The sequence below is a fragment of the Ruegeria sp. BE9 genome, from assembly GCF_056538765.1.
Window position 1 is genome coordinate 777301 of sequence record NZ_JBQFTS010000001.1, and the last position, 24372, is coordinate 801672.

Annotated in this window: 25 protein-coding genes; 3 read left to right on the top strand and 22 right to left on the bottom strand. The window is 53.8% G+C overall.

The window, feature by feature from the left end:
- Positions 1-45 precede the first annotated feature (45 nt).
- The 4 genes from recG to sciP all read right to left on the bottom strand — a co-directional run bounded on the left by recG (position 46) and on the right by sciP (position 5474).
- Positions 46-2136, bottom strand: coding sequence for an ATP-dependent DNA helicase RecG (recG, locus tag ACR0EO_RS03800; RefSeq protein ID WP_480687160.1), 2091 nt, complete (start codon positions 2134-2136; stop codon positions 46-48).
- The gene (gene ligA, locus ACR0EO_RS03805; protein ID WP_480687162.1) at positions 2133-4259 is read right to left on the bottom strand and encodes an NAD-dependent DNA ligase LigA; all 2127 of its coding nucleotides are present in this window, start codon (positions 4257-4259) and stop codon (positions 2133-2135) included. Before ligA ends, recG begins: the two co-directional genes overlap by 4 nt.
- A 122-nt stretch (positions 4260-4381) precedes the next feature.
- Positions 4382-5098 carry a response regulator transcription factor CtrA gene (gene ctrA / locus ACR0EO_RS03810; protein ID WP_480687165.1) on the bottom strand — a complete coding sequence of 239 codons (717 nt, stop codon included), beginning with the start codon at positions 5096-5098 and terminating at the stop codon, positions 4382-4384.
- Between the two features lie 82 nt (positions 5099-5180).
- A complete protein-coding gene (gene sciP, locus ACR0EO_RS03815) occupies positions 5181-5474 on the bottom strand; it encodes a CtrA inhibitor SciP (protein WP_480687167.1) in 294 nt (97 codons plus the stop codon).
- 129 nt (positions 5475-5603) lie between these two features.
- On the opposite strand from sciP, the gene mnmA reads away from it, so the two are divergent.
- Positions 5604-6749 carry a tRNA 2-thiouridine(34) synthase MnmA gene (mnmA, locus tag ACR0EO_RS03820; RefSeq protein WP_480687169.1) on the top strand — a complete coding sequence of 382 codons (1146 nt, stop codon included), beginning with the start codon at positions 5604-5606 and terminating at the stop codon, positions 6747-6749.
- Here the strand turns inward: mnmA and ACR0EO_RS03825 are convergent.
- The 18 genes from ACR0EO_RS03825 to ACR0EO_RS03910 all read right to left on the bottom strand — a co-directional run bounded on the left by ACR0EO_RS03825 (position 6746) and on the right by ACR0EO_RS03910 (position 22769).
- Entirely contained in the window at positions 6746-7327 is a 582-nt protein-coding gene (locus ACR0EO_RS03825; RefSeq protein WP_480687171.1) for a cadmium resistance transporter, read from the bottom strand. The genes mnmA and ACR0EO_RS03825 overlap by 4 nt on opposite strands.
- Positions 7327-8484: a lipid-A-disaccharide synthase gene (gene lpxB, locus ACR0EO_RS03830; RefSeq protein ID WP_480687173.1), complete on the bottom strand. Its 1158-nt coding sequence runs from the start codon at positions 8482-8484 to the stop codon at positions 7327-7329. The genes ACR0EO_RS03825 and lpxB overlap by 1 nt, the downstream gene beginning before the upstream one ends.
- Entirely contained in the window at positions 8484-9278 is a 795-nt protein-coding gene (locus ACR0EO_RS03835; RefSeq protein WP_480687175.1) for an LpxI family protein, read from the bottom strand. The genes lpxB and ACR0EO_RS03835 overlap by 1 nt, the downstream gene beginning before the upstream one ends.
- 4 nt (positions 9279-9282) lie before the next feature.
- Positions 9283-10068, bottom strand: coding sequence for an acyl-ACP--UDP-N-acetylglucosamine O-acyltransferase (lpxA, locus tag ACR0EO_RS03840; RefSeq protein ID WP_480687177.1), 786 nt, complete (start codon positions 10066-10068; stop codon positions 9283-9285).
- Complete coding sequence (gene fabZ / locus ACR0EO_RS03845; protein ID WP_480687179.1) at positions 10065-10538, bottom strand: 3-hydroxyacyl-ACP dehydratase FabZ; 474 nt, start codon at positions 10536-10538, stop codon at positions 10065-10067. The genes lpxA and fabZ overlap by 4 nt, the downstream gene beginning before the upstream one ends.
- Before the next feature lie 72 nt (positions 10539-10610).
- Complete coding sequence (locus tag ACR0EO_RS03850; RefSeq protein WP_480687181.1) at positions 10611-11195, bottom strand: OmpH family outer membrane protein; 585 nt, start codon at positions 11193-11195, stop codon at positions 10611-10613.
- A gap of 6 nt (positions 11196-11201) precedes the next feature.
- The gene (gene bamA, locus ACR0EO_RS03855) at positions 11202-13562 is read right to left on the bottom strand and encodes an outer membrane protein assembly factor BamA (RefSeq protein ID WP_480687183.1); all 2361 of its coding nucleotides are present in this window, start codon (positions 13560-13562) and stop codon (positions 11202-11204) included.
- Positions 13563-13688: 126 nt separating this feature from the next.
- Positions 13689-13817 carry a hypothetical protein gene (locus ACR0EO_RS03860; protein ID WP_480687185.1) on the bottom strand — a complete coding sequence of 43 codons (129 nt, stop codon included), beginning with the start codon at positions 13815-13817 and terminating at the stop codon, positions 13689-13691.
- A 90-nt stretch (positions 13818-13907) separates the two neighbouring features.
- A complete protein-coding gene (gene rseP / locus ACR0EO_RS03865) occupies positions 13908-15260 on the bottom strand; it encodes an RIP metalloprotease RseP (RefSeq protein WP_480687187.1) in 1353 nt (450 codons plus the stop codon).
- A gap of 4 nt (positions 15261-15264) precedes the next feature.
- Entirely contained in the window at positions 15265-16437 is a 1173-nt protein-coding gene (dxr, locus tag ACR0EO_RS03870) for a 1-deoxy-D-xylulose-5-phosphate reductoisomerase (protein ID WP_480687189.1), read from the bottom strand.
- Positions 16437-17219: a phosphatidate cytidylyltransferase gene (locus ACR0EO_RS03875; protein WP_480687191.1), complete on the bottom strand. Its 783-nt coding sequence runs from the start codon at positions 17217-17219 to the stop codon at positions 16437-16439. Before ACR0EO_RS03875 ends, dxr begins: the two co-directional genes overlap by 1 nt.
- A complete protein-coding gene (locus tag ACR0EO_RS03880; protein WP_480687193.1) occupies positions 17216-17947 on the bottom strand; it encodes an isoprenyl transferase in 732 nt (243 codons plus the stop codon). Before ACR0EO_RS03880 ends, ACR0EO_RS03875 begins: the two co-directional genes overlap by 4 nt.
- A 9-nt stretch (positions 17948-17956) precedes the next feature.
- Complete coding sequence (gene frr, locus ACR0EO_RS03885; RefSeq protein WP_480687194.1) at positions 17957-18520, bottom strand: ribosome recycling factor; 564 nt, start codon at positions 18518-18520, stop codon at positions 17957-17959.
- Between the two features lie 185 nt (positions 18521-18705).
- Positions 18706-19701 carry an acryloyl-CoA reductase gene (acuI, locus tag ACR0EO_RS03890; RefSeq protein ID WP_480687196.1) on the bottom strand — a complete coding sequence of 332 codons (996 nt, stop codon included), beginning with the start codon at positions 19699-19701 and terminating at the stop codon, positions 18706-18708.
- A gap of 101 nt (positions 19702-19802) precedes the next feature.
- On the bottom strand, positions 19803-20906 hold the full coding sequence (locus tag ACR0EO_RS03895) for a dimethylsulfoniopropionate demethylase (protein ID WP_480687198.1): 1104 nt from the start codon (positions 20904-20906) through the stop codon (positions 19803-19805).
- On the bottom strand, positions 20907-21413 hold the full coding sequence (locus tag ACR0EO_RS03900) for a DinB family protein (protein ID WP_480687200.1): 507 nt from the start codon (positions 21411-21413) through the stop codon (positions 20907-20909).
- Positions 21413-22045, bottom strand: coding sequence for a DUF1326 domain-containing protein (locus ACR0EO_RS03905; protein ID WP_480687202.1), 633 nt, complete (start codon positions 22043-22045; stop codon positions 21413-21415). Before ACR0EO_RS03905 ends, ACR0EO_RS03900 begins: the two co-directional genes overlap by 1 nt.
- Positions 22046-22049: 4 nt before the next feature.
- On the bottom strand, positions 22050-22769 hold the full coding sequence (locus ACR0EO_RS03910) for a DUF2182 domain-containing protein (RefSeq protein ID WP_480688221.1): 720 nt from the start codon (positions 22767-22769) through the stop codon (positions 22050-22052).
- A 158-nt stretch (positions 22770-22927) separates the two neighbouring features.
- Here ACR0EO_RS03910 and ACR0EO_RS03915 point away from each other — a divergent pair, with 158 nt between their 5' ends.
- On the top strand, positions 22928-23659 hold the full coding sequence (locus ACR0EO_RS03915; protein WP_480687204.1) for a FadR/GntR family transcriptional regulator: 732 nt from the start codon (positions 22928-22930) through the stop codon (positions 23657-23659).
- A 10-nt stretch (positions 23660-23669) separates the two neighbouring features.
- Entirely contained in the window at positions 23670-24032 is a 363-nt protein-coding gene (locus tag ACR0EO_RS03920) for a DUF4345 family protein (protein WP_480687206.1), read from the top strand.
- Positions 24033-24372 lie beyond the last annotated feature (340 nt).

A 24372-nucleotide genomic window follows, 5' to 3' on the forward strand; every position in this document is an offset into this window, starting at 1 on the left:
AAAGAACTTTTTGAGAACATTTGTGAACTAACGGGAACACTTTGGTTAACCCACTGAAATCAAACGGATTGCTTGATCCTGTTTCATCAACCACAAGAGAACACGCGCCGCCTGCCCACGGGGGGTACTCAGTTTCGGGTCCGCGGACAGCAGCGCACGGGCATCGGTCTGGGCTATGGCCATCAAGCCGGCTTGCCGTTCCAAGTCTGCAATCCGGAATTTGGGTAGCCCGGATTGTGCTGTCCCAATGAGATCACCGGCTCCGCGCATCTGAAGATCCGTTTCCGAAATCTTGAACCCGTCTTCGGTTTCTCTGAGAACTTCCAAGCGCTTGCGACCGCCTTCACTCAACGGTGGCTGGTACATCAGCAAGCAAGTGGATTCCGCTTCACCGCGGCCTACACGTCCTCGAAGTTGGTGCAACTGTGCCAACCCGAAAATTTCCGCCCTTTCGATAACCATAATCGATGCGTTGGGAACATTGACACCGACCTCGATTACCGTTGTGGCAACCAGAACCTTGGTTCGTCCTTCTTGAAAAGCCTTCATGGCAGCGTCTTTGTCGGCAGATGGCATCTGACCATGGACCAGACCCACTGTGCCATCGCCTAGGATCGCGCGTAAACGTTTGAATCGTTCCTCGGCCGCAGTCAGGTCAGATACCTCGGATTCATCGACCAGAGGGCAGACCCAATAGCACTGACGGCCTTCATCGATTGCACGACGTAGATGGTCAACGACTTCCTCCATCCTTTCGGTGCTAACGACTGCGGTTTTAATAGGTTTTCGGCCCGGCGGTTTTTCGTCCAGAACGGAAACGTCCATGTCGCCGTATTGTGCCAGAGCAAGGCTGCGAGGAATTGGTGTCGCGGTCATAACCAAGACATCCGCCCCCTGCCCTTTTTCCGACAATTCCATACGTTGACGGACGCCAAAACGGTGTTGCTCATCTACGATTGCCAGCCGCAGCGCCTTGAATACGACGTCACTTTGGAAAACGGCATGGGTACCTACAAGGATATGAATATCACCGTTTTCTAATGCCGCTAATTTTGCCCGTCGTTCTGTGCTTTTGTCCCGTCCTGTCAGGATCTCCAGTACCACACCGGCCTCTTCTGCAAGCGGGCGCAGTCCTTCAAGATGTTGCCTCGCCAAGATTTCGGTTGGAGCCATCATCACGCCCTGGCCCCCAGCTTCGACGGCAATGAGCAAAGCCATAAAGGCAACCAGCGTTTTACCGGCCCCCACATCACCTTGAAGCAGTCGATTCATGCGCGCGTCCGACGCCATATCGCCGGAGATATCACCGATCGCGCGCATCTGAGCTCCGGTCGGTTTATATGGCAGGCTTTTCAGGACCCTTGATTGCAGTTTACCAGTCCCAATGCTGACAACACCTTTGGCTTTACGCTCCCTTTGTCGAGCAAGGGCCAAAGTCATCTGATGCGCGAACAGTTCATCATACGCCAAGCGTTCCCGTGGTGGAGCGAACGTTGCCACGTCATCCGCGCCATGAGGATTATGGGCTTTTGAAGTTGCAGATTCCCAACTCGGCCAGTTCTTTTGCGACACCAAAGCTGGGTCTATCCACTCGGCTAGATCCGGGGTTCGGGCTAGAACGCTTCGGGCTGCCTTATAGGCCGTCTTTTGGGTGATCCCTTGTGTCAGATGGTAAACCGGTTCGAATTCCGGGATACCCTGCGCCTCTTCAATCGGAAGAATGTAATCCGGGTGCACCATCTGTGCGACCCCATCAAACAACTCCAGTTTACCCGATATTACTCTTCGCCCACCTTCAGGCAGCACGCGCTTCAGATAGTCGCCGCGTGCGTGAAAGAAAACTAACTGGAAGTCTGCCTGGCTGTCTTCGACATGCACACGATAAGCGCCACCTTTGTTTCGCGCAGGCCGATGCGCGCCGACGGTTACTTCAACCGTTAGGGTCGCGGGCAAATCGACACCGTGAATCGTATCGCGTCGCCTTCTGTCTATGACCGCATATGGCAAGCTGAACAGAACATCGCGCGGAGAGTCCGTCCCAGCCTGCATCAGGGTCTGAGCAGTCTTCGGCCCAATACCATCCAACGTTTCGAGGCTGGCAAAAAGGGGGAACAGAATTTCCGGTCGGCCGCTCATGCGTTTCCGATCAGCTGAATCCAACCGTCTTCGTCCAGAGTTTCAATTCCCAGTTCTGCGGCTTTCTTAGCCTTTGATCCAGCGCCCGGACCGGCCACCAAAATGTCTGTTTTCTTACTAACTGAACCAGAGACTTTTGCACCCAAAGCCTCGGCCCGGGCTTTGGCCTCGGCGCGTGTCATTTTTTCCAAAGTGCCGGTAAATACCACAGTCTTGCCAGCAACTGGACTGCCCGAAGTATCGGGTCTCTTAGCTTCTTGGACATTCAACTGCTGTACAAGTGCGTCAATACTGTCGCGCTCTGCATCCTGCGCAAAAGCTGACACCAACGCGCGGGCCATGACTTCACCGATACCGTCTACGCTCAAAAGGTCTTCCCATTCTGGCCCATCAAATCCAGCGGCTGCAGTTACGGATCTCTCAAACTCCGGCCATGATCCGTAGTGAGTGGCGATCAGGTTCGAGGCAGCCTCGCCCATGTGACGGATACCTAGCGCGAACAGGAGGCGACCAAATGGAATGCTGCGCTTTTCGTCAATTGCAGCCCAAAGGTTATTAGCGCTTTGCTGACCCCAGCCTTTGCGTTTGGCCAACTTGCTTAAGTTCGCTGCGTCCCGCTCTTGAAGGGTAAAAATGTCCACGGGCGTTCTGACGGGAAGGTCTTGGTCATCATAGAACATTTCGATCTGCTTCGCTCCAAGCCCCTCGATATCAAAGGCTTTTCGAGACACAAAATGTTTCAATTTTTCCATGGCCTGTGCGGGGCAAATTACGCCGCCCGTGCAGCGACGCACGGCGTCGCCCTCTTCTCGTACCGCGTCGCTGCCGCATTCTGGGCACGATGTAGGGTACAAAAACGGTCCGGCACCGTCCGGACGCTTTGAAATGTCTACATCGGCGATCTTTGGGATCACGTCACCCGCACGATAGACTTGAACCCAATCACCGACGCGAATGTCCTTTCCATCGCGGATCGTTCCTCCCTTTGCGTCCTTGCCGGCGATATAGTCCTCATTGTGCAAAGTTGCATTGGAAACCACGACGCCTCCGACGGTTACAGGGTGTAGGCGCGCGACGGGGCTAAGCGCCCCTGTCCGCCCCACCTGAATGTCGATTGCTTCTAATCGCGTCCAAGCTAGCTCGGCTGGGAACTTGTGAGCTATTGCCCATCGAGGCGTTGTGGAACGAAAACCCAAACGTGATTGAAGGGACAGGTCGTTGACTTTGTACACGACCCCATCAATATCGTAGCCCAGCGTTGAGCGTTGTTCTTCGATGTCACGGTAATGTTCCAACAACTGCTCGGTCGTTTGGCAAAGCTGCGTTAGTGGGTTGGTTGAAAAACCTAGCTTAGCCAGACGCTTAATGGCACCAATTTGCGTATCGGCCAAAGGTTCGGAAAGCTCACCCCAAGCATATGCAAAAAACCTGAGTGGCCGCGCGCGTGTGATTGAAGAGTCTAACTGTCTGAGTGAACCAGCCGCTGCATTGCGAGGGTTCGCAAAGGGCTTGTCACCAGCTTCGGCCTGTCGCGCATTCAGGTTTTCAAAGTCATCATGTGACATGTAGACTTCGCCGCGAACCTCGAGAACATCCGGTGCACCTTCGAGAATTTGGGGTATGTCTGAAATAGTAAGCGCATTGGCGGTGACGTTCTCGCCAACCTCACCATCCCCGCGGGTTGCTGCCTGAATAAGTTTGCCCCTTTCATATCGCAGTGACAAAGACAGACCGTCAATCTTTGGTTCTGCTGTAAATGCTAAGGGTGCTGTAGCCTCCAGACCGAGGTACTTTCGAATCGAGCGGTCAAAATCCTGGACGTCTTCGTTCTCAAACGCATTTCCCAGCGACATCATTCGAACCGCATGGACGACTTTCGAAAAACCGTCTGCAGGACGTGCACCCACCTGTTCTGATGGGCTGTCTTTGCGTTTGAGGTGAGGGAACCGGGTTTCGATTTCGGCGTTGCGACGCTTGAGTGCGTCGTAGTCCGCGTCAGAAATCTCAGGGGCGTCCTGACCGTGGTACAGAGTATTGGCGCGGGAAATTTGCTCCGCCAGGCGTTCCAACTCGGCTTTCGAGGCCTCTTCAGTCAGCTCAGATACCGGAATCAATTTGCTCATGGCCTCGCCCTGTCACGTATTCTTGGACCTCAGTGATAGGGCGAGGTCATGGCTAGGTCCAGATGTGCTGTTCAGTGAGTGAGGGGGTCGCCCCGGACCAGCAGCGACCGTTTGTTATCTTCTCAGGCACCTACAGCCATTCGGGTTTCGTCCATCCTGTTGCTTTGGGGATCGCGCAGCACGTAACCCCTGCCCCAGACGGTCTCAATGTAGTTTTCACCGCCAGTAGCATTGCTGAGCTTTTTCCTTAGCTTGCAGATAAAAACGTCGATGATTTTCAGTTCGGGCTCGTCCATGCCGCCATATAGGTGGTTCAGGAACATTTCCTTTGTCAGGGTTGTGCCTTTTCGTAAGCTCAAAAGCTCGAGCATTTGGTACTCTTTGCCGGTTAGGTGGACGGTTTTTTCGTCTACTTCGACAGTTTTGGCATCCAGATTCACAGCCACACGCCCTGTGTGAATAATGGACTGCGAATGCCCTTTGGAACGCCGAATAATTGCGTGGATGCGGGCAACCAACTCTTCGCGATGGAAGGGTTTGGTCATGTAATCATCGGCCCCAAAGCCGAAGCCCTTAATCTTACTTTCTGTATCATCCGCACCGGAAAGGATCAGAATCGGCGTTTCTACACGCGCTATACGCAGTTGACGCAAAACCTCATGCCCGTTCATGTCTGGCAGGTTCAAATCCAGAAGAATCAAGTCGTAGTCATAGAGCTTTGCAAGATCGATGCCTTCCTCACCAAGGTCTGTCGCATAAACATTGAGGTTAGCGTGCGTCAGCATCAACTCGATGCTTTTAGACGTTGTCGGATCATCCTCGACAAGAAGTATACGCATGAAATGCTCCAATTCGGGTCAATTTACCAATTGAATCTGAGCCTGATCAAAAATGGTTAATCTGACGTTACCGTTGAATCTTTTATTCACTTTCATCTTTAGGTTGTCGATATCTTTTTAGCGCGGTGACTTTCAAGGCGTCAGTTCCGTGCTCTGCAACAGCGGAAACCCAGGAATTGAACTCTTCGTCACTCAGCCCATAACGTTTCTTGGCGTCTGAAAGTGAAATCAGGCCGTACAAAACGCCGCGAACAACGGTTATTTTCCTTGAGGCAACCCACCTGGTTGTATCCTCGGGCGGCAAATCGGCTCTCGATAAAACCGTTCCATCTGGAAGGGTTACGGACCTCGGTCCCTCTACTTTGTGCAAATACATCTTTCGGTCCTCTTCGTGCTGCGACAAAGCTGACACCAACGTACTTAATGCAGGGTGAAACCGCCTCTTGAGAGTGTGTAGAATTTTCCTATATTCTGCCGGTCTTTCTTAACCCGCACTGGAATCGTTATGGCCCTCGATACCGAGACACCGCTGAACTCGCTTGGCTTTGCCAAACCCCCGTCTGAGACACGGGTCGTGGTAGCCATGTCCGGTGGCGTGGATAGTTCCGTTGTAGCGGCACATCTTGCCGACCAAGGATACGACGTCGTTGGCGTAACCTTGCAGTTATATGATCATGGCGCAGCGCTCGCTAAAAAAGGTGCTTGCTGTGCTGGGATCGACATCCACGATGCGCGTCGCGTGGCCGAGGAACGCGGCTTCCCGCATTACGTTCTGGACTACGAAAACATCTTCAAGGATGCGGTCATCGACGAGTTCGCCGATAGCTATCTGGCGGGAGCGACTCCTGTCCCCTGTATCCGCTGCAACGAACGTGTGAAGTTCAAGGATCTATTGGAAACCGCCAAAGACCTTGAGGCCGATTGTATGGCGACCGGTCATTACATTCAGCGCAAAATGGGTCCAAACGGTCCGGAACTTCACAGTGCTGAGGATGCGAACCGAGACCAGTCCTACTTCCTGTTCTCGACCACACCTGAGCAACTGGATTTCCTGCGTTTTCCGCTGGGCCACTTGCCCTCGAAGGACGCTACCCGCGAAATGGCGGCGCAGTATGGTCTTGCGGTTGCCGACAAGCCTGATAGTCAGGACATCTGTTTCGTGCCCAATGGCAACTACGCGAGCGTCATTGAGAAACTGCGTCCTGGCGCAGCCGAACCGGGTGAGATCGTGCACGCAGATGGCCGGGTACTGGCGCAGCATAACGGTGTCATTCACTACACTATCGGTCAACGCCGTGGTCTGGGGATCGGTGGCCTTAGCGAACCATTGTATGTCGTGAAACTGGACGTTGACAAAAAGCAGGTTGTTGTTGGACCCAAAGAGCTGTTGGCTACGCGAACCATACCTGTTCGTGAAATCAACTGGCTGGGTGATGAAGACTTTACGTCTCGGGATGAATGGCACGTGTTGGTCAAAGTTCGTTCGACCCGACCCCCACGCGAAGCGATTATACGTCCGTTGTCAGATACGACTGCCGAGGTAGAGTTGCTAACTCCTGAGGAAGGCGTGTCACCAGGCCAGGCCTGTGTGTTCTATGCATCTGAAGGCAGTCGGATCTTTGGCGGCGGTTGGATTTGGCGCGGGTATTAAACGGCGTCCGTCCAAGAGTTGCTGAGGATATAGAGCCCGGCACAAATCATCACATAAGGAACAAGGGCCTCTAGCCTTCTAGCAAATGCTCCGCTCATAAAAGGAGCTTTGCTTCCGAACATAGCCAGTGCCGCCAGGCCAAGCGCTGCAAGAGTTGCACCAGTAACGCCTGCGGCGCGGAAGCCCGGTGCAGAGTCAGCTAAAAGAGGCGCAAGGACAGCAAACGTATCCATCGACAGGCTGATAAACAAAAGCGTGACCACAACAACGGACGCGCCGGTCTCCAAATGTGGATCCGCACTTTTGTCAGTTCCTCTGTATCGCCGGATGAGCGCTAGTGTACCCAGTCCAAGAGGTATAACGCCAAGATATCCGGCCCAATGGGGCACAACATCGTCCACCCCCATCGCGACGAACAAAGCGGCGCTGATTATGATCGTTTGGGCCAACAGAAAACCGAATACGGAACGCTTTGCACCTGAGACGAGCATTAGGGCCAGCAATGCTGCCAGATTGTCCAGGTTGGTCATGATCTGAGCCATGAAGGCCGACAGACCAAAAATCATGAGGTCTAACATCAGCGATCCATCCGCGCCAAAACGGCCTTGGCCGCGCGCAATCCAGGGGCCTCGCCTCCGCGCCCTAACCTCTTCATCGTGATCGCCATTGCATCACGCTGAGCGTTTGGTTCTTCGGCTACCCTTCTCAATGCTTCAGCAATTCGATCTGGTTTGCAGTCATCTAGCAGACATTCTGGTACCGTCCGTGTCTCAGACACCAAGTTAACCAGAGTGACGGTGTCCAACTTAACCATTCGCTCAGCCATTTGCTGTGTCAGCCAGCTTAGCTTATAGGCAATGACCATTGGCGTGGCCTGAGCTGCCAATTCCAAAGAAACTGTTCCAGAAGCCGCAAGTGCCAAGTCAGCTGCACCAAAGGCTGCGCGTTTTTGCCGAACAGCCTCGTCAGAAGGAATGTTCCTAGGATCGACAACAACGGGATTTCCCGGCCATGCTTGGAGGTGCTCAGTGACAGTATCCACCATATGAGCCACCGCAGGCACTACCACGCGCGTATCTGGCTGATCATGGAGGTGCTGACGCAACGCGTCGCCAAAAACCGGTGCAAGCCGATTGATTTCACCGCCGCGCGATCCCGGAAGAGCCAGAATAGCCGGAGCGTCCCCCAAACCGTGTTTCTCACGGAACGCCGCGATATCCCGATCCGTTGCGACCGGCTCGCTGGCAACAGGATGCCCGACAAAATCGCACTCCATACCTGCGCGCTCCATATACGGCGGCTCGAATGGAAGAAGTGCTAGAACGTGGTCAATCACCTTAGCCATCTTATCGGCACGGCCCGGTCGCCATGCCCAAACACTAGGGGCCACATAGTGAACGGTTCTGATCTCGCTTTGCGCCTTAACCAGCTTTGCCACCCGCAATGAGAAGTCCGGGCTGTCGATAGTAATCAAAACGTCTGGTTGTTTATCCAGAACGGCTTGTGCCGTTTCGGAAATCCGACGTTTCAAATGGAAGAACTTGGGGAGCACCTCAACCAACCCCATGACCGAAAGCTCTGCCATTGGAAATTGGCTTTGCAGGCCTTGGGCCTGCATTAATGGGCCACCTACCCCGTCAAACTGAATGTCGGGTACAAGGCTTTTCAGGCCTTCCATCAGCGCCCCGCCTAAGCGGTCGCCCGATGGTTCTCCGGCGACCACAAACACGCGCATCAGCTGGCCCGCTCGCGTACGTAAAGGAACAAGCCCAAGCGGTTGCACTCTTCTACAACACGCTCCTGCTCCAACACGATCACTCCGCCTTTTTCAATGACTATACCGGTCAAACCGGCGGCCACGGAGGCAGCAACAGTTCCCGGGCCGATCGTTGGCAAATCAGCACGGCGATCCTGGTTCGGTTTTGGTGCCTTGAAAAGCACCCCGCCACCGGCATCCGGCCTTTGAGTGAGGGACTGCAACATCCAGTCGGTGCCAAAGATGCTCTCGACTGCCAGGACTTGTTGCTTCAAGACTGCGCAAGCTTGCCCGATATCCGCTGCGCCCATAGCGCGCAGAATCCCAGAAGCCCGATCTGCATCTGCCATATCGTTATCAGAGGGACGTGTTTCAGTTAGGCATCCAATTTTGGGCAACAAATTCGGAGCAATTTCGTGCGCAGCGCGTACTGAAAATCCGGCCTCTTCAAATATTCCAATTACAGCCCGCAGTGCAGAATCATCGCCCGACGTGAGAGCTTTTTGAAGCACAGGAACCAAGGGCATGGTGGCCGCATCAATCCGAGATGGATCGACTACGGGGCGTCGAACCGCCCCTGCCATACAGATTTCCGTCACACCCCGAGTTTTCAAGTCAGCAATGAAACTGCCAAGCTGTTCCAATGGGAAGGTGATGTCGGGCGTCAAGGTGTCCGGAGAAAAGCCCTCCATTGCGCAAACCAAGGGGCGATCTGCGAGGCAGTTCACGACTTCATCCGGTAGGGCTCCGGTTCCAGCAATAAGCGCCAGCATTGGGTTACTTCCCCGGTGTCAGGAACGAACGGTCCGAATGTCCGGTTACGAAATCGACAATCCGCTGCACGTATTCGCTTTCGTTGTCGGTGCCAACGCGGTGCGCACGCTCCATAAAGGTACCGTCACCTCTGGACAGTTCGCGAAACGCCGCGCGAAGGGCCGAGATGTCTTCGCGGGAAACGCCTTTGCGTTTCAGACCTACCAGGTTGAGGCCATCCAGTTCGCCGCGCGGAGCCTGAACCAATCCGTATGGAATCACGTCATTCGGTACCATTGTCAGCGCACCGATAATGGCGCCACGGCCAACCCGAACCCATTGATGCAATCCGGAGATCCCGCCCACGATGACGTCATCTTCGATGATACAGTGACCTGCGGCGCCGGCGTGGTTCACCATGATCACCCGATTGCCGATCTGGACATCATGAGCCACATGGACCCCGGCCATAAAGAGACAATCATCTCCGATGCGTGTGACTCCACCGCCACCTTCGGTGCCCGTATTTATCGTGACATGTTCGCGGATGCGATTGCGTTTTCCGATCTCGAGCCGAGTGTTCTCTCCACCGAATTTCAAATCCTGTGGAATTTCACCAATTACCGAGAAGTTGAAGATCACAGTTTCGTCGCCAACTGACGTATCACCGGTCACAACCACATGCGACTTAAGTTCAACACGATCGCCGAGCTTTACTTGTTCACCAACATAGCAAAACGGGCCGATGATACAGCCCTCGCCGATCTGCGCACCGTCTTCGATTATTGCACTTGGGTGGATGCCGCTCATGTTGTTTTTTCCATGTCCCAATCGACATAGGCCGAGAACTCTGCTTCGGCCGCGACTTCACCGTCAACGGTCGCACGACCGCTGAACTTAAAGATCTTACCGCCCTTTTTGCCGCGCACGGTTTCAACGTGCATCTCAAGCACATCACCGGGGATCACCTTGCGGCGGAACTTACATTTGTCGATGTTCATGAAATAGATCAGCAACTCGCTGTCGATCACGTCCATACCAACGCCCAACATCACACCGGCAGTTTGGGCCATCGCTTCGACGATGGTCACGCCAGGCATAATGGGCGTTCCAGGGAAATGGCCTTGGAAATGCGGCTCGTTCATTGTGACGTTTTTGACGCCAACCGCCGACTGATAGCCAGAGATATCCACCACTTTATCCACCAGCAGAAACGGGTAACGATGCGGCAATATCCGCTGGATCAGCTGAATGTCGGCGCTCTTGGTTTCCGTGCTCATGATTTAGTCGTCCCGTTCTGGATTTCTGATTTCCGCGTGGTTAGCAATACCGCGGCCCAAGGGCAAGCGACCCTATTCGCTGCTCTCGTCTTCCAGCTGTTTACCGTCACCAATTTCCGCGTTGATACGGCTTATCGCAGTGTCCGTCACATCGGTTCTGTCAGAACTTAGGAAAACGCTGGAACGTTCGATTACAACCGAAGCCCCTGTCTCCCGGAGAAGGTCAATGAGAACCGGTTGCGCGAGCTCAAAAAACAATTGTTGAGCTTCTTCGCTGCGGCGAGCCAACGCGTCAAGCTTTGCACGTTGGCTTTCGCGATGAGTTTGAACCTTTAGGTCAAACGCTTCTGCAAGAGGTCGAAATTCCTCGGCTTTCATGCTTGCGCGTTTTTCGGTCAGGTCTTTTTCTTCCTGACTCAGATCAGCCACGATCCGCTCGTTTTCTTCGGCTAGGAGAGTACCTTCAGTTTCAATTTCCCTGAGGACACGTTGGCCAAACTCAGAGTCCGCAAACAGTCGTTCACTTGAAATCGTCAAAACACCGCTTTGCGGGACACCGAGTTGTTGCGCAGCTGCTGGAACCACCCCCAGCAAGAATAAAAAAACGCACAGGGCCCTCAAGGGGCCCTGTCGTTTCGCTTTTGCTTTTCCAGACATTCAGGATCAGAACCGTGCCTGAACAGTCAGGTCAAAGTTCTGCTCTTTGTCGAAGTCTTCTTTCTTCAAAGCTTGTGAGAAGTTGAACCGCAGTGGGCCAAACGGAGTTTCCCAAAGAACCGACACCCCAATCACGTGACGAATTGAACCGTCAGCACCGACGATATCAGCGCCAGCTGTGTTCACATCATCGATGTTGTAGAGGTTACCGACATCATAGAACACGCCGCCCCGCAGTCCCAGCTCTTCAGGCAAGCCCAATGGGAAATCTGACTCGAAACGGGCAACCCAGTAGTAGTTACCGCCGATCGCATCGTCTTGACCATTTGACAAGTCACGAGGGCCGATACCTGCTGGCTCGAAACCGCGGAAAGTGCTGGGGCCCAGAACGAAACGGTCAAGAGTACGGCTGAAGTCATTTCCACGCCAATGCAGCGCGCCCAACTCCAAGGTCGCACGAAGAACCACTTCTTCGTTCCAAACACGTGTCTGGGCGATACCGCGAGCTGTGGACTTGTAGAACTCGTTGTCACCGCCCAAACCGGCTGCGTCGACACCAACCTCAAACAACACACCCGCGTTTGGATTCAGTCCGCCAAGTCGGCTGTCATACACGTAGGACAGGCCCAGCGAACTTGTTGTGCGTTCGCCTTGAGCAATTTCCGACGCGATAACAGCACCGTTTATCTCGTCGTCTTGCTGAGTCATTTCGCTGCGTTCCCAGCCATAGCGCAAGCGGAGCGATGACAATTCGCCGATCGCGTAGCTCAGTTGTGGCCGGAAGAACAGGGTCTCAGTGTCGTAGCTTGCGAAGCTTGAGTTTGTCGAAGACAGACCGAGGCCAAGATCGAAACGCAGTTTACGTCCCAAAAGGTACGGCTCTGAAAAGCTCAACGTGTATTGCTCGGAGTCTTGAGCAGTCGACAAAGTCAGGCCAACGGTTTGACCGCGTCCAAGGAAGTTGGATTCGCTAAGACCGATCGCGATACCAAAGCCATCAGAGACCGAGTAGCTACCACCAAGGCTAAGTGAGCCAGTTGGCTGCTCTTCGACGTCAACGTCGACAATTACTTGGCTGGGCGTTGATCCTTCGCGAGGCTCTACATCTGCCACCGCAAAGAAACCGAGGGCACGGATACGCTCTGCTGCCTGCCGGATTTCGCGTGGGTTGAACGGGTCACCTTCGACAGTGTCGAACTGACGACGGATAACGCGGTCAAGGGTTGTTGTGTTGCCCTCGATGTCGATCCGCTCAACAAAAATGCGTGGTCCGCGGGTCAGTACGAATTGAACGTCCAGAGTCAGGTCCCTCGGATTACGAGTAACACGTGGTTCGACCCGAAGAAAATCAACACCTTGCTTGATGCCCAGACGCTCCATCCGAGCGATCGAGTTTTCGACCAGCGAAGGCGAATAGATTACGCCTGGCTTGATTTTCAGAGCGTTCTGGTAATCAGCAGGATTCACCCCCGGGATCTCACTGACAGTTGTGATATTCCCGAAAGAGAACTTTTGCCCTTCGGTGATGTTCATCACCAGGAAAAAGGCATCGCGCTCTTGGGTGAATTCCACATTTGCGCTGTTCACGCGGAAGTCGACGTAGCCGCGGGATAGATAGAAGTCCCGGATGACTTGTTTGTCGAACTCAATGCGGTCAGCGATGAAAGTATCGCCGCGCAGGAATGTCCGCAAAACGTTGGCTTGCTTGGTTTCCAGAACCCGACGCAAACGACGGTCAGAATAAGCACGGTTGCCGACAAAGCTCACACGTTCAACTTCGATCGTTGTTCCTTCGGCGACTTCGAACACCAAGTCTACGCGGTTATCGCTGCGGCGGATGATGCGAGGTATTACGGTCGCCGAAACACGTCCCTGAGATGAATAGATCTCAGCGATCAGATCGGCATCAGCCTCTGCAACCTCAGGGGTAAACACACGACGCGGTTGGGAAGAGATTGCCTCGAGAAGAACATCGTCCTTTACTCGGCGGTTACCTTCCACGTTGATCTGGTTGATCGTTGGGTATTCCTCGACCTCGATCACCAATGTGCTTCCGCGCGGCGTCAATTCGACTGTCTCAAAAACACCACTGTCAAGCAAACGCTGAAAGGCGTCATTTAGCTGTCCGGCGCTAACTGTTTGGCCCGGCTCGATCCCTGTTCTAGCGATAATCGTAGAGGTTTCGATGCGGCGGTTTCCTTCAACTTCAAACGAATTGATTGTGAAAGATTGTGCCCATGCTGCCCTTGGAACGGGCATTAAACTCACTACAGCAACAAGGAAAAATAAAGCTAGTGTACGCCACAAAATCTTGTCTTGCGGCTTTTGTCCCCCGCAGGATGTGCCCGCGCCTCGCCTATATGTCATATTTTTCACTACCCAATATTTTTGGACTTTAATGCTGAGTAGCGAGATTAAGTATTCTTGTCAAAAGACCAAAATACAAAACGGCCCAGAGGGCCGCTTATTGTTGTTTTCTCATCAAACTGAGAATCACAGGAGGATCAGATACGCCCACCCTACCATCGCCAGCGCAGTGGCGCCGAAGAACAAGATCGAGTCCCAGTTCAACATGAAAAGGAAGCTAAAGCTTCGAACGGATTTCTGCAGAACTTTGGTCATCACAACCTCTGACACGATTTAAATTTCGCAAAATAAGCTAGGCGTCGAATCTGGCAGAAATGCGGCATTGTTGAGTTGAGGTTGCCACAATTAGCAGAAGAGATCGTTCGATACTGAAAAGATCATAAGTCCAAGTATGATCGAAACGCCCAACCCCATCAGTACACGCAAAACACCATCACTTGGCGGTTTACCAGCCACTGCTTCATAGGCGTAAAATACCAGATGCCCACCGTCCAACGCTGGGATGGGGAACAGGTTAAGTAAACCCACGGCAGTGGACAGAACTGCAATGAAGAAAATGAAGTTCTGAGCGCCCTGACTTGCCATCGCTCCCGAGGTTTCCGCGATCCCGATCGGCCCAGACATGTTGCAGGTGCTGATTGCGCCGGTCACCATATGCCAGATACCGGAAAGCGATCCCTCAACAACACGCAAGGTTTGCTGAACGCCCCCAGACAGAGAGTCCAATACGCCGGCAGGTTCGGTCGCGGGCTCTAGCGCCATGCCTCCAACGATGCCAATGCGCCAATGGGTAACAAATCCGCCGTCGGGTTGCGGTTCGTCTGTTCGACGAGGAGCTAACGCAAACTCCAGGTCCGCCCCGTCCCGCCAAACATTCAGAAGCAGAACCTTACCGTTTGAGCTTTCGACGTGCTCTTTAAGTTGTTCAAAGGCGAACACCGGATCGCCGTTGATTGCCGTGATGACGTCACCACGCTTTAGATCGATATCCATCGCAGCACTTCGCGGGGCGACTTGTTGGATGAGCGGCGGATAGAGCCACGGGCCGGATACATCCATTGTCTGACCGTCCCGGATGACGGTGTAATTCAACTCGGGTACCAACGGTAGAGAATCTGTGAAGCCACTCCAGGCCCCCTCTTGATCGAAGTCAGGAACCTCTTGCCCCGCAATAGCAACGATTTCGTCACCGTCTTGAAGACCTTGAACTGTACCAGGCAGTGAGAACAGTTTTCCGACCGTCAGAGGCTCTTTTGTAACGCCCTGAGAAAAGAAGATCAGTCCAAAAACAAGAATAGACATGACGAAGTTAAAGACCGGACCAGCCGCCACGGTCGCCGCTCGCGCCCAAAGCGGTGCTCCGTGCATTGTTCGACGCAATTCTTCTGGAGACTGCTCGACAATCTCGGTCATGGCTTCGTCGTCTTTGCCGGACACCGCGTTGGCGTCGCCCAGAAACTTTACGTATCCTCCAAAGGGTAATGCAGCGATTTGCCAACGTGTTCCACGCTTGTCTACGCGGCTCCAAAGGACGGGCCCAAATCCGATCGAAAATACTTCGGCATGAATACCAGACCATCGACCGACAATGTAGTGACCATACTCATGCACTGCGACAATGACGGACAACGCGATGACAAACGCGATAATCGTGTAAAGCAGGTTGCCGAATTGAGGGATCAGAGAGAGTACGTCCAAGTTTCTATCCTGCTCTTTGCGTCACGGCGTCGTCGGCCCACTTACGTGCCAATTGGTCCGTTTGCAGTACGTTATCAAGGTTCAAAGGTGCATCAATTAATCCGTCTGCAGCCTCGAACCTTTCCAAAACATGCTCAACGATTTCGGCCATTTCGAGAAAGCCAACTTGTCGAGCGATAAAGTGGTCAAGGGCGCGTTCTTTGGCGGCGTTGAAAATCGCTCCAGACAGTCCTCCGCGCTCCATCACCTGTCGTGCCAGTCGAAGCGCCGGGTACCGTGCCTCATCGGGTTCTTGAAAACGCAACTGGCCCAGCTTTGCGAGATTGAGGCGTTCGACGGGCAGATCCCGGCGTTCTGGCCAGTGTAAAGCATACCCGATTGCATGACGCATGTCTGGTGCTCCCATGTGGGCCATAACCGCGCCGTCGTTGAACCCAACTAGCGAGTGAACGATTGACTCAGGGTGTACAAGAACCTCGATGCGCTCCGGCGAGATGCCAAAGAACTCTTTTGTTTCAATCAGCTCTAGAGCTTTGTTGAACATCGAGGCGCTGTCTATCGTGATCCGTTGTCCCATATTCCAGTTAGGATGACTAGATGCCTGTTCAACTGTTGCGCTGGCTAGATCACTTATTGGCCAATCGCGGAAGGCACCACCGCTGGCGGTGATGATGATACGCTCAACCGCATCCATGTCCTCACCAACAAGTGCTTGAAACACTGCTGAGTGCTCACTGTCCACTGGCAGAAGTCGCGCGTTGTGTGCTTTGGCTGTCTCCAACACTAAAGCACCTGCGCAAACCAATGTCTCTTTGTTCGCCAAAGCCAATGTTGCGCCCTGTTTTAGCGCTTCGAGGCCAGGTTGTAGGCCAGCGGCGCCTACGATCGCGGACATGACCCATTCTGCGGGTCGTGCTGCCGCTTCGGTCAGAGCCGCCTGCCCCGCAGCGACTTCGACACCGCTGCCAGACAGCGCGTTTCGCAGATCTTCAAGCCTATCTTCGTGGGCTGTGACGGCCAGATCCGCGTTCAGGCGCCGAGCGTCTTCGGCCAGTTTTTCAATGTTAGCTCCGCCGGTCAGAGCCACAACATCATAAGCAGACGGATCGCGGTCGATCAGATCAATCGTATTCTGCCCAATGGATCCGGTTGAGCCAAAAATAGAGACTCTACGCATTACATGGCTCCGGGTGAGTAGATAAGCCCCGCGATCAGAACAAACAAAGCCGCCCCCATCATTCCGTCGAACCGGTCAAGAAAACCGCCATGTCCTGGTATGAGGTTCGAGCTGTCCTTAACGCCAAATTTCCGTTTCGTGGCGCTTTCAACGATGTCGCCGGCCTGGCTGGCCATGGACGCAAGCACTGAGATGATGACAAACAAAATACCAAACCCGGCGTGGAACGCGAAGATCGCTCCTACTATCGCGGCAGCCGCCCAGCCTCCGGCGGTTCCGGACCAAGTCTTCTTTGGGCTGATCTTTGGCCAAAATTTCGGTCCTCCAAAGGTCTTTCCCACGAAATACCCGGCAACGTCAGTTGCGACGACCACCATGATTAACCAGACCATCCAGCCAAAGCCCATGTTTTCGCGGATTGAGATGAACCCAAGCCCGGCCGCCGCAATCCAGAAGGCAAACATCGCGTATGTGCCTTTGGACTTGCTGATCTGCCCTGCTCCGACCAAAGCAGGTGCCAGAAGAAATGGCAGTTTATAGAGCGGCGGCAGATGGTAGCTAAGTATGACGGCCACCCCGGTCAGAATACCAAGCTGAACGGCCATGCCCTTTTTGTCAGGGTCGATCATACGGACCAGTTCCCAGGTCATCAATCCGCACGCAATGGCAATGAAGGTTTCAAACCACAAGCCGCCGAGCCAGACCTCGACTGAGCCGATGGCGATCAGCACCAATGCCGACAGAACCCTTGCGGTTAGATCAGACCATCGGCCATCACTCATGCCGGAACGGCTCCGAAACGGCGGTCACGAGTGCCGAAGTTTCGACACAAACGTTCAAGTTCAGCTGCCGTGAAGTCGGGCCAAAGCGTATCGATGAATTCGTATTCCGAATAAGCTGACTGCCAAAGAAGGAAGTTGGATATGCGAGCCTCGCCACTCGTCCGAATAACAAGATCGGGATCAGGAAGAACGTGTGTATCCAGATACTTGGGGAGAGTTTCCTCATCCACATCTTCAGGGCGCAAATGCCCGTCCGCCACATCTCGCGCCAGCCGTTTCGTTGCGCGAGCAACCTCGTCCCGGCCACCGTAATTCAGCGCGATAGTTAGGTGCACCAGATCGTTATTCTTGGTCTCTTCCTCCAAGGTATCCATCAAACCAGTGAGCTTGGAATCCAGCCTTACGCGGTCTCCGATAAAGCGCACTCGGATCCCGTTTTCCTTAAGAGTCCGGGTTTCCTTGATGATATACCTGCGAAAAAGGCTCATTAGTCCAGCGACTTCAGCCTGAGTGCGTTTCCAATTCTCTGTGGAAAACGCGAAAACTGTTAGATACTTTACGCCCAACCCCGGACAGGCCTCAACCACCTCACGAACGCGACGCGCCCCTGCGTGGTGTCCAAAAAGCCTTGGCCTGCCACGCGCCTGCGCCCAGCGTCCGTTGCCATCCATGATAATGGCGATGTGACGCGGCCCATTCGCAGGCGTGTTATCTGAGGATTTGAGCATGGTCCGGTTTTAGACCTGCATGATCTCGGCCTGCTTGGTTTCAAGCGCGGCGTCAACGGATTTGATCATCTCGTCGGTGAGATCCTGAACTTCACTTTCCCAGAATTTCTGGTCATCTTCTGACATTCCGTCAGATTTTGCCTTCTTGATCTGGTCCATCCCGTCACGGCGCACATTACGGATCGAGACCCGAGCGCTTTCGGCGTATTGGCCAGCAACTTTGCCCAGTTCACGGCGGCGCTCTTCGTTCAGCTCGGGAATCGGCAGCATGATGATTGTACCGTTCAGCTGCGGGTTGATGCCCAGTCCGCTTTCACGGATCGCTTTCTCAACTTTGCCAACCAGACCTTTGTCCCAGACGTTGACTGTAACCATGCGCGGCTCTGGCACATTAACGGTGCCGACCTGGTTGATCGGCGTCATCGAACCGTATGCGTCCACCATGACAGGCTCTAGCATCGAGGCCGAGGCACGCCCTGTCCGCAGCGAGGCGAATTCGGTCCTGAGGTTGCCCATAGCGCCTTCCATGCGCCGTTTCAGATCATCGGTGTCCAGTTCGAAATCGTCAGACATTCTGCTCACTCCCCGTCTTCAGGTGCTGTTGGAATGGCTCATAAGCCATCACAAATGGGATGTATAGCAATGATGATGCGGAATTGCGGCAATGACCAGAGGTGTTTCCGGCATTTTCTGGTTCTTTGCCGCACAAAAAGACCGGCCAGCGTTTGGTCTGGCCAGTCTGACGGAGTTCTTGCGTATCAGGCGTTTACGTCGACTACGACACGTCCTTTGACCTGACCATTAAGAATATCGGCACCCAATTGTGGCAGATCGCTCAGCGTCGCGGGGTGGACCATGGCTTCAAGCTTGTCCATCGGCAAGTCTGTGGCCACTCGCTGCCAGGCGCGAACGCGATTGTCATAGGGCTGCATCACACTGTCGATACCCAGCAAATTGACACCACGCAGCAGGAACGGAATGACCGTTGCTGGCAAGCCCGCGCCTCCTGCGAGACCAACGGCGGAAACAGAGGCGCCGTATTTCATCTGTCCCAAGACCCGCGCCAGCATCTCACCACCGACCGCATCCACACAACCGGACCATGTTTCGCTTTCCAATGGGCGCTTTGTGGTTTCATTTAACTCATCACGGGGAACAATTGTCGTTGCACCAAGTGATTTCAGATAGTCTGCAGTCTCTGGACGGCCAGTAACGGCAGCAACTTCATAGCCAAGATTGGCAAGAATCGCAGTAGCGACGGATCCCACACCACCAGCTGCGCCCGTCACCAAAACCGGGCCATGGCCTGGTTCCAAACCGTGATCTTCAAGTGCCATAACGGCCAGCATCGCGGTGAAACCAGCAGTTCCCACGGCCATGGCCTGACGAGTGCTCAGTCCCTCTGGCAGAGGAACCAGCCAATCAGCGCGGGCGTTAGATTTCTGTGTGTAACCGCCCCAGTGTGCCTCTCCGACGCGCCAGCCAGTCAGAACAACCTTGTCTCCGGGCTTATACCTGTCATCCGAGGATGCTTCGACCGTTCCGGCATAATCGATGCCAGGTACGTGGGGGTAATTACGGACAAGTCCACCACCTTTAGGCGACATGCAAAGGCCATCTTTGTAGTTCACCGTCGAATACTCGACAGCAACGGTAACTTCGCCCTTAGGCAGGTCATCCAGAGACAGCTGTTTGACCGAAGCGCTGGCCAGACCGCTTTCTTCGTTTTTGTCCATTACCAATGCATTGAACATATGATTTTCCTTTCGTTTTCAATGATGCAAGCAGAGCTTTTAACTCGGCTTGAGTTGTCCTATCGGGGAGTAGAGCGATGGAGTTTGTCTCCCATTCGCCCTCAAATCCAGAATTTGTCCCTGACTGTCGCGCGACGCATCCCGTCAGGTGTTTCAACCTCGACTTCTGTTCCTGCGTCCCAATGGCTCAGGCGCAGCATTCCGATCGCTACGTTTGTTTGGAAATCCGGGGACCAGGCCGCCGAAGTCACCTGCCCAACGCGTTTACCGCCGGCATATACAGCCCAAGGGCGGTCGCAGGGGGGTACTTTATCGCCCTGAATGTCCACTGGTCGGATCTGCTGAACTGGGCCTTCTTTAGCCACACGCAACAACGCATCGCGCCCGATGCAACCAATCGCGGTATGAGTGTTGCAGAATTTGCCCAACCCACATTCATGAGGCGTGTTGTCGTCGGTCATATCGTTGCCATATGACAGAAGCCCGCCTTCGATCCGTTCGATCAGATTTGGACAACCCGCGCGCACTTGCAGATCCTCACCTGCCGCAAACAAAGCGTTCCACAGTGGCATACCAACTTCGGAACCCTCGACGTAAATCTCAAACCCACCCTGTTTTGAGTACCCCGAACGAGCGACGGCCAGATCGCGGCCCTCGAATTCAAACATGTCGAACTTGAAGAACCGGATATCGCGAACGCGATCGCCAAAGATTCGCGACATCAGTTCGTCTGCTTTTGGTCCCTGCACGGCCAGAGGTGACACGTCAGGTTCGTCAACCAGAACGTCCAGTCGGTATCCGTTGGCGATACCTTTCACCCAAAGCAAAAGGTCACTGTCGGCAATCGAAATCCACCAACGGTCATCTGAAAGCTTTACGGCCACAGGATCATTCAACATCCCGCCCGTTTCATCGACGATGGGTACGTAGAAGCACTGACCCGGTAACATGCCCCTCAAATCACGCGGTGTGAGCATCTGCATCAACCGCGTTGCATCTGGTCCGCGCAGTTCAACCTGCCGTTCACAAGACACATCCCAGACCTGAACATGCGATTTAAGGTGCCGGTAGTCTGCCTCGACGCTTTCAAAAACAGTTGGCAACAACATGCGGTTGTAAACCGTGTATGCTTTCACTCCAGCAGCTTCGACACCCTCTGAGAAAGGTGTGCGGCGCAAGCGACGGGATAGAGAGATCTGAGCCAATTAGGCCTCCTCAGGCAAAAAGACCAAGTCACTGACAGGAGCGGCTGACCCTGTTTCGGTCAACATTTGATGCAACTGCCCCCGGTGATGGGTCTGGTGGTTGAAGAAGTGGATGACACATTGCGCGTAAGGCTTTGTGAAATTGTCATTTTTGGCCGCTGAGAACCACGTAAAGGGTCCGGTCAGAGGTCCATCAGGCAGATTAGTTGCCCAATCGATTATCCTCTGATCCACCGTGTCACGAAGTGGCAACCATTCTGACAGGTTCGCACACAAGGTCTTGCTTTCCGGAATGCCGCCACCCGGCCCTTGGCCTTTGTCAAAGCGCGACATCCAAATCCAATCACCCCAAAGCAAATGATTGGCTGTACCCATGATTGAACCGAAGAACGCTCCGCGCTCACTCGTCAACTCTTCCGAAGACAGCGCGGAAAGAAACTCTTTCAACTGACTGTTTTGCCAGAGATTATATCGAGCCATTTCCTGCGCGTAAGCGGCCGTGATCATCACTTTTGTCCGGACCATTCGATCGGGCAGATCTCAGCGGACTTGCCGCCAAAGTCCCAAACTCGACCATAATCGCGCACCTTGGATTTCGTGCCGCGTGCTACGATAATGTCCGGTCCCATCCAGTATTTTGAGTTCGAAACCATGACCGGGTTCTCGGGGTCGGCACCAGCCAGCATTTCAACTTCGCCCTGAATTTTTCGGCCGATTGTGATGCGGCGCTTGCTGCCGTCTCGTTCAATTTGAACAGGAGCACGCTCCGCGCCGATGATTTCACCGACGAGCATAGTGAACAGGCTGGTTGTTCCCCCTGCTTGGCCACTGAAGATCTGCAGCAACCCGTCATAGGCTGCATCCGTTGCACGCTCGTCGACATAGGCTGCAACTTTCCATTGCCCTTCGCCCATTCGTCCTGGGATGTCGACCAGCAGGCCCACATTCATGCCAGAGATATCTTCGCCTTCGTAGTGGCCTTCATCGATGATGATGCCCATCCAAGCATGGCAGTGACCTTCGGTCGGAGGGTGTGCGCCAAGCGAAACAACACATGGGCAGAACACGTCACACGAACAGTTCAGGATCAGTTCGCCTTTGATGGCCCAGTCTCTGGGCGTAATTTCCATATTTGCCATAAGCTTATCCTCCGAAAGCTAAAGGGTAGACCAGCAAGAACAAACCGCCGGCAATTAACGCAAACCCCAGCGGTCGCGTAATCGCGTGTCCGATCTGAGGGAGTTTTTCGAGAACCATAAAGAAGGTGGCCAAGCCCATCCAAAGGAGGCTCATGACCCCGCCAACAAATCCCAGCGCCATGAAACCCCAACAGCATCCGACACAGAATGCACCTAGACCCAAGCCCATGCGCAACCCGCCAGAAAACCCGGTTTTCCAATGCCCTAGAAAGTATGTCATCGGTGCATGACAAACGCCGTGGCAAACCTCTTTCACGCGGGTGAACTGAAACGCTCCTACAGCGATCAGCAGGGCTCCGGACAAGTAAGTGGACTTAGCGATGCCCAACATGTCCACGACGCCACCAAACAGCAAAACAAGCTGTACGCCGGTGATTAATGCCGCGAACCCCACCCAGACCACAAAGTAGCCAGTCAGAACCCCCAGCCATCCAATACGCGTGCCGTTCGCACTACGGATCAGGTCTTCATAGCTCCGAAGCGTTGGGACGAGTGTCGGCAGCATCATAGCCGCCATCATGATGGCCCACATCCAGAACAGAGGGCCAAACTCGGCCATCGGCATGTACATGTCCATGCGAGGATCCATGGCGCGCATGGCCTCACCCATCGGTCCGGGACGTCCAATCCAATCCAGATCCATGCTGCGGCTCATGGAATACATCAGCCACCACGACCACAGTATCAGGGCGTAGAATCCCAGCCACAATCCATTACGGAGAATCGTGCGACTCACTTATTCCTCCCGACTCAGTTCTTGCATTTCAAATGTCAGACTTTTAAATGTCAGACAAATCAAATTTCATTCACGGCGCGCAGAATATGAAAATTGACCCCCTTAAACCTGCGGATTTGTCAGCACAAATCGCTCAGGCAATTCGAGATGCAATTGTGTCCGGCGAATTGATTGTAGACGAAAGACTACCATCTGAGACCGAGTTGTCCGAGCAGTTTAAGGTATCTCGCCCCACTGTGCGCGAGGCGTTAAAGCGCCTGGCTGCACAATCGTTGATCCGTACGCAACGTGGTGCCACTGGCGGGGCTTTTGTGAACCGATTGGGATTTGAAGACGCGTATTCTCAACAAATCACAACATCAACGCTGTTGCTCTCTATGAACGCGGTCAGTTTCGATACGGCATGCGAGGCGCGCTATGCATTGGAACGCGCGTGTGCCCCCCTTTCGGCGCAACGTAGGACAGCAGACCACCTGGCCACCATGCGGGCCGAGATATTCAGACAGTCGCAGCCCGGCCTGACAGACGAAGCATTTTGCGCCTCGGACGTGGCCTTTCATCGGGCACTAGTCGATGGCGCGGGCAACCCAGTATTGTCGTACCAACTTGCGGGCGCGGTCGAAGCAATGCAGCCTCTTATGAATATGATCACCTTTACGGCCCGGTCCCGAGAGGAGATCATTGCTCTTCACAACCAAATCGCCGATGCGCTAGAGGCTCAGAACGCTCAAAGGGTTGATAAGACTTTGGTTGAGCTTGAAAATTACACGCGTAAACTGGCACAAGATGTGGCGCAGCGACGCCAAAAGCCAGCTTAGCGAGGACTAGATGATCACTGTGATCAATGCGATTGCCGCCCTTTTGACCATTGGTTTTGGCTTGTTCGGGTTTCTTGCGCCCGCCTGGACCGCGAACTCTTTAGACCTTGCTCCAACGACAAGTAACATGGGCCTAAGTGAGATGCGTGCTTCTGTCGGTGGACTGTTTGTTATCACCGGTGCAGTCGCGTTATGGCTAAACAATCCGATGGCTTACGTGATGTTGGGCGTGGTTTATGCTGGGGCAGCGCTCGGAAGGTTTGTGTCCTTGGCAATAGACAACCCACCCCTTGTCAAAGCGCTGACCTTTGGAGGAATCGAATTGGCCCTTGCCCTTTGGTTGGTATTGGCGAACTTCAACAGGGCCGCTTAACTGTTTGTTTTAAATATCATTGACGCATGGAATTCCGGGTTTGCATCCCGTCCCTTGGTCACCTATATAAGTACTGTCCTTCGGGGCTATGGACATAAACGCGCTCGTAATAAGCGGATCGGACCCGGGGGCTTATAACTACCCGGGAAAATTTACCCAAAATGGCTAAATAATCGCTTTCTCTTGCAAAAAGCAGGGCAACGCTGTTGCTCGCCATAAGCTCTTGACACGTATTTACTACCCACTTACTTTTTACCTAAGAGGTGGGAGGTGCGGTTTTTTTGGGTGGGATCAGGTTACATGTCATTAGGAACATACCTTCTCGACGACTGGCTGGAAG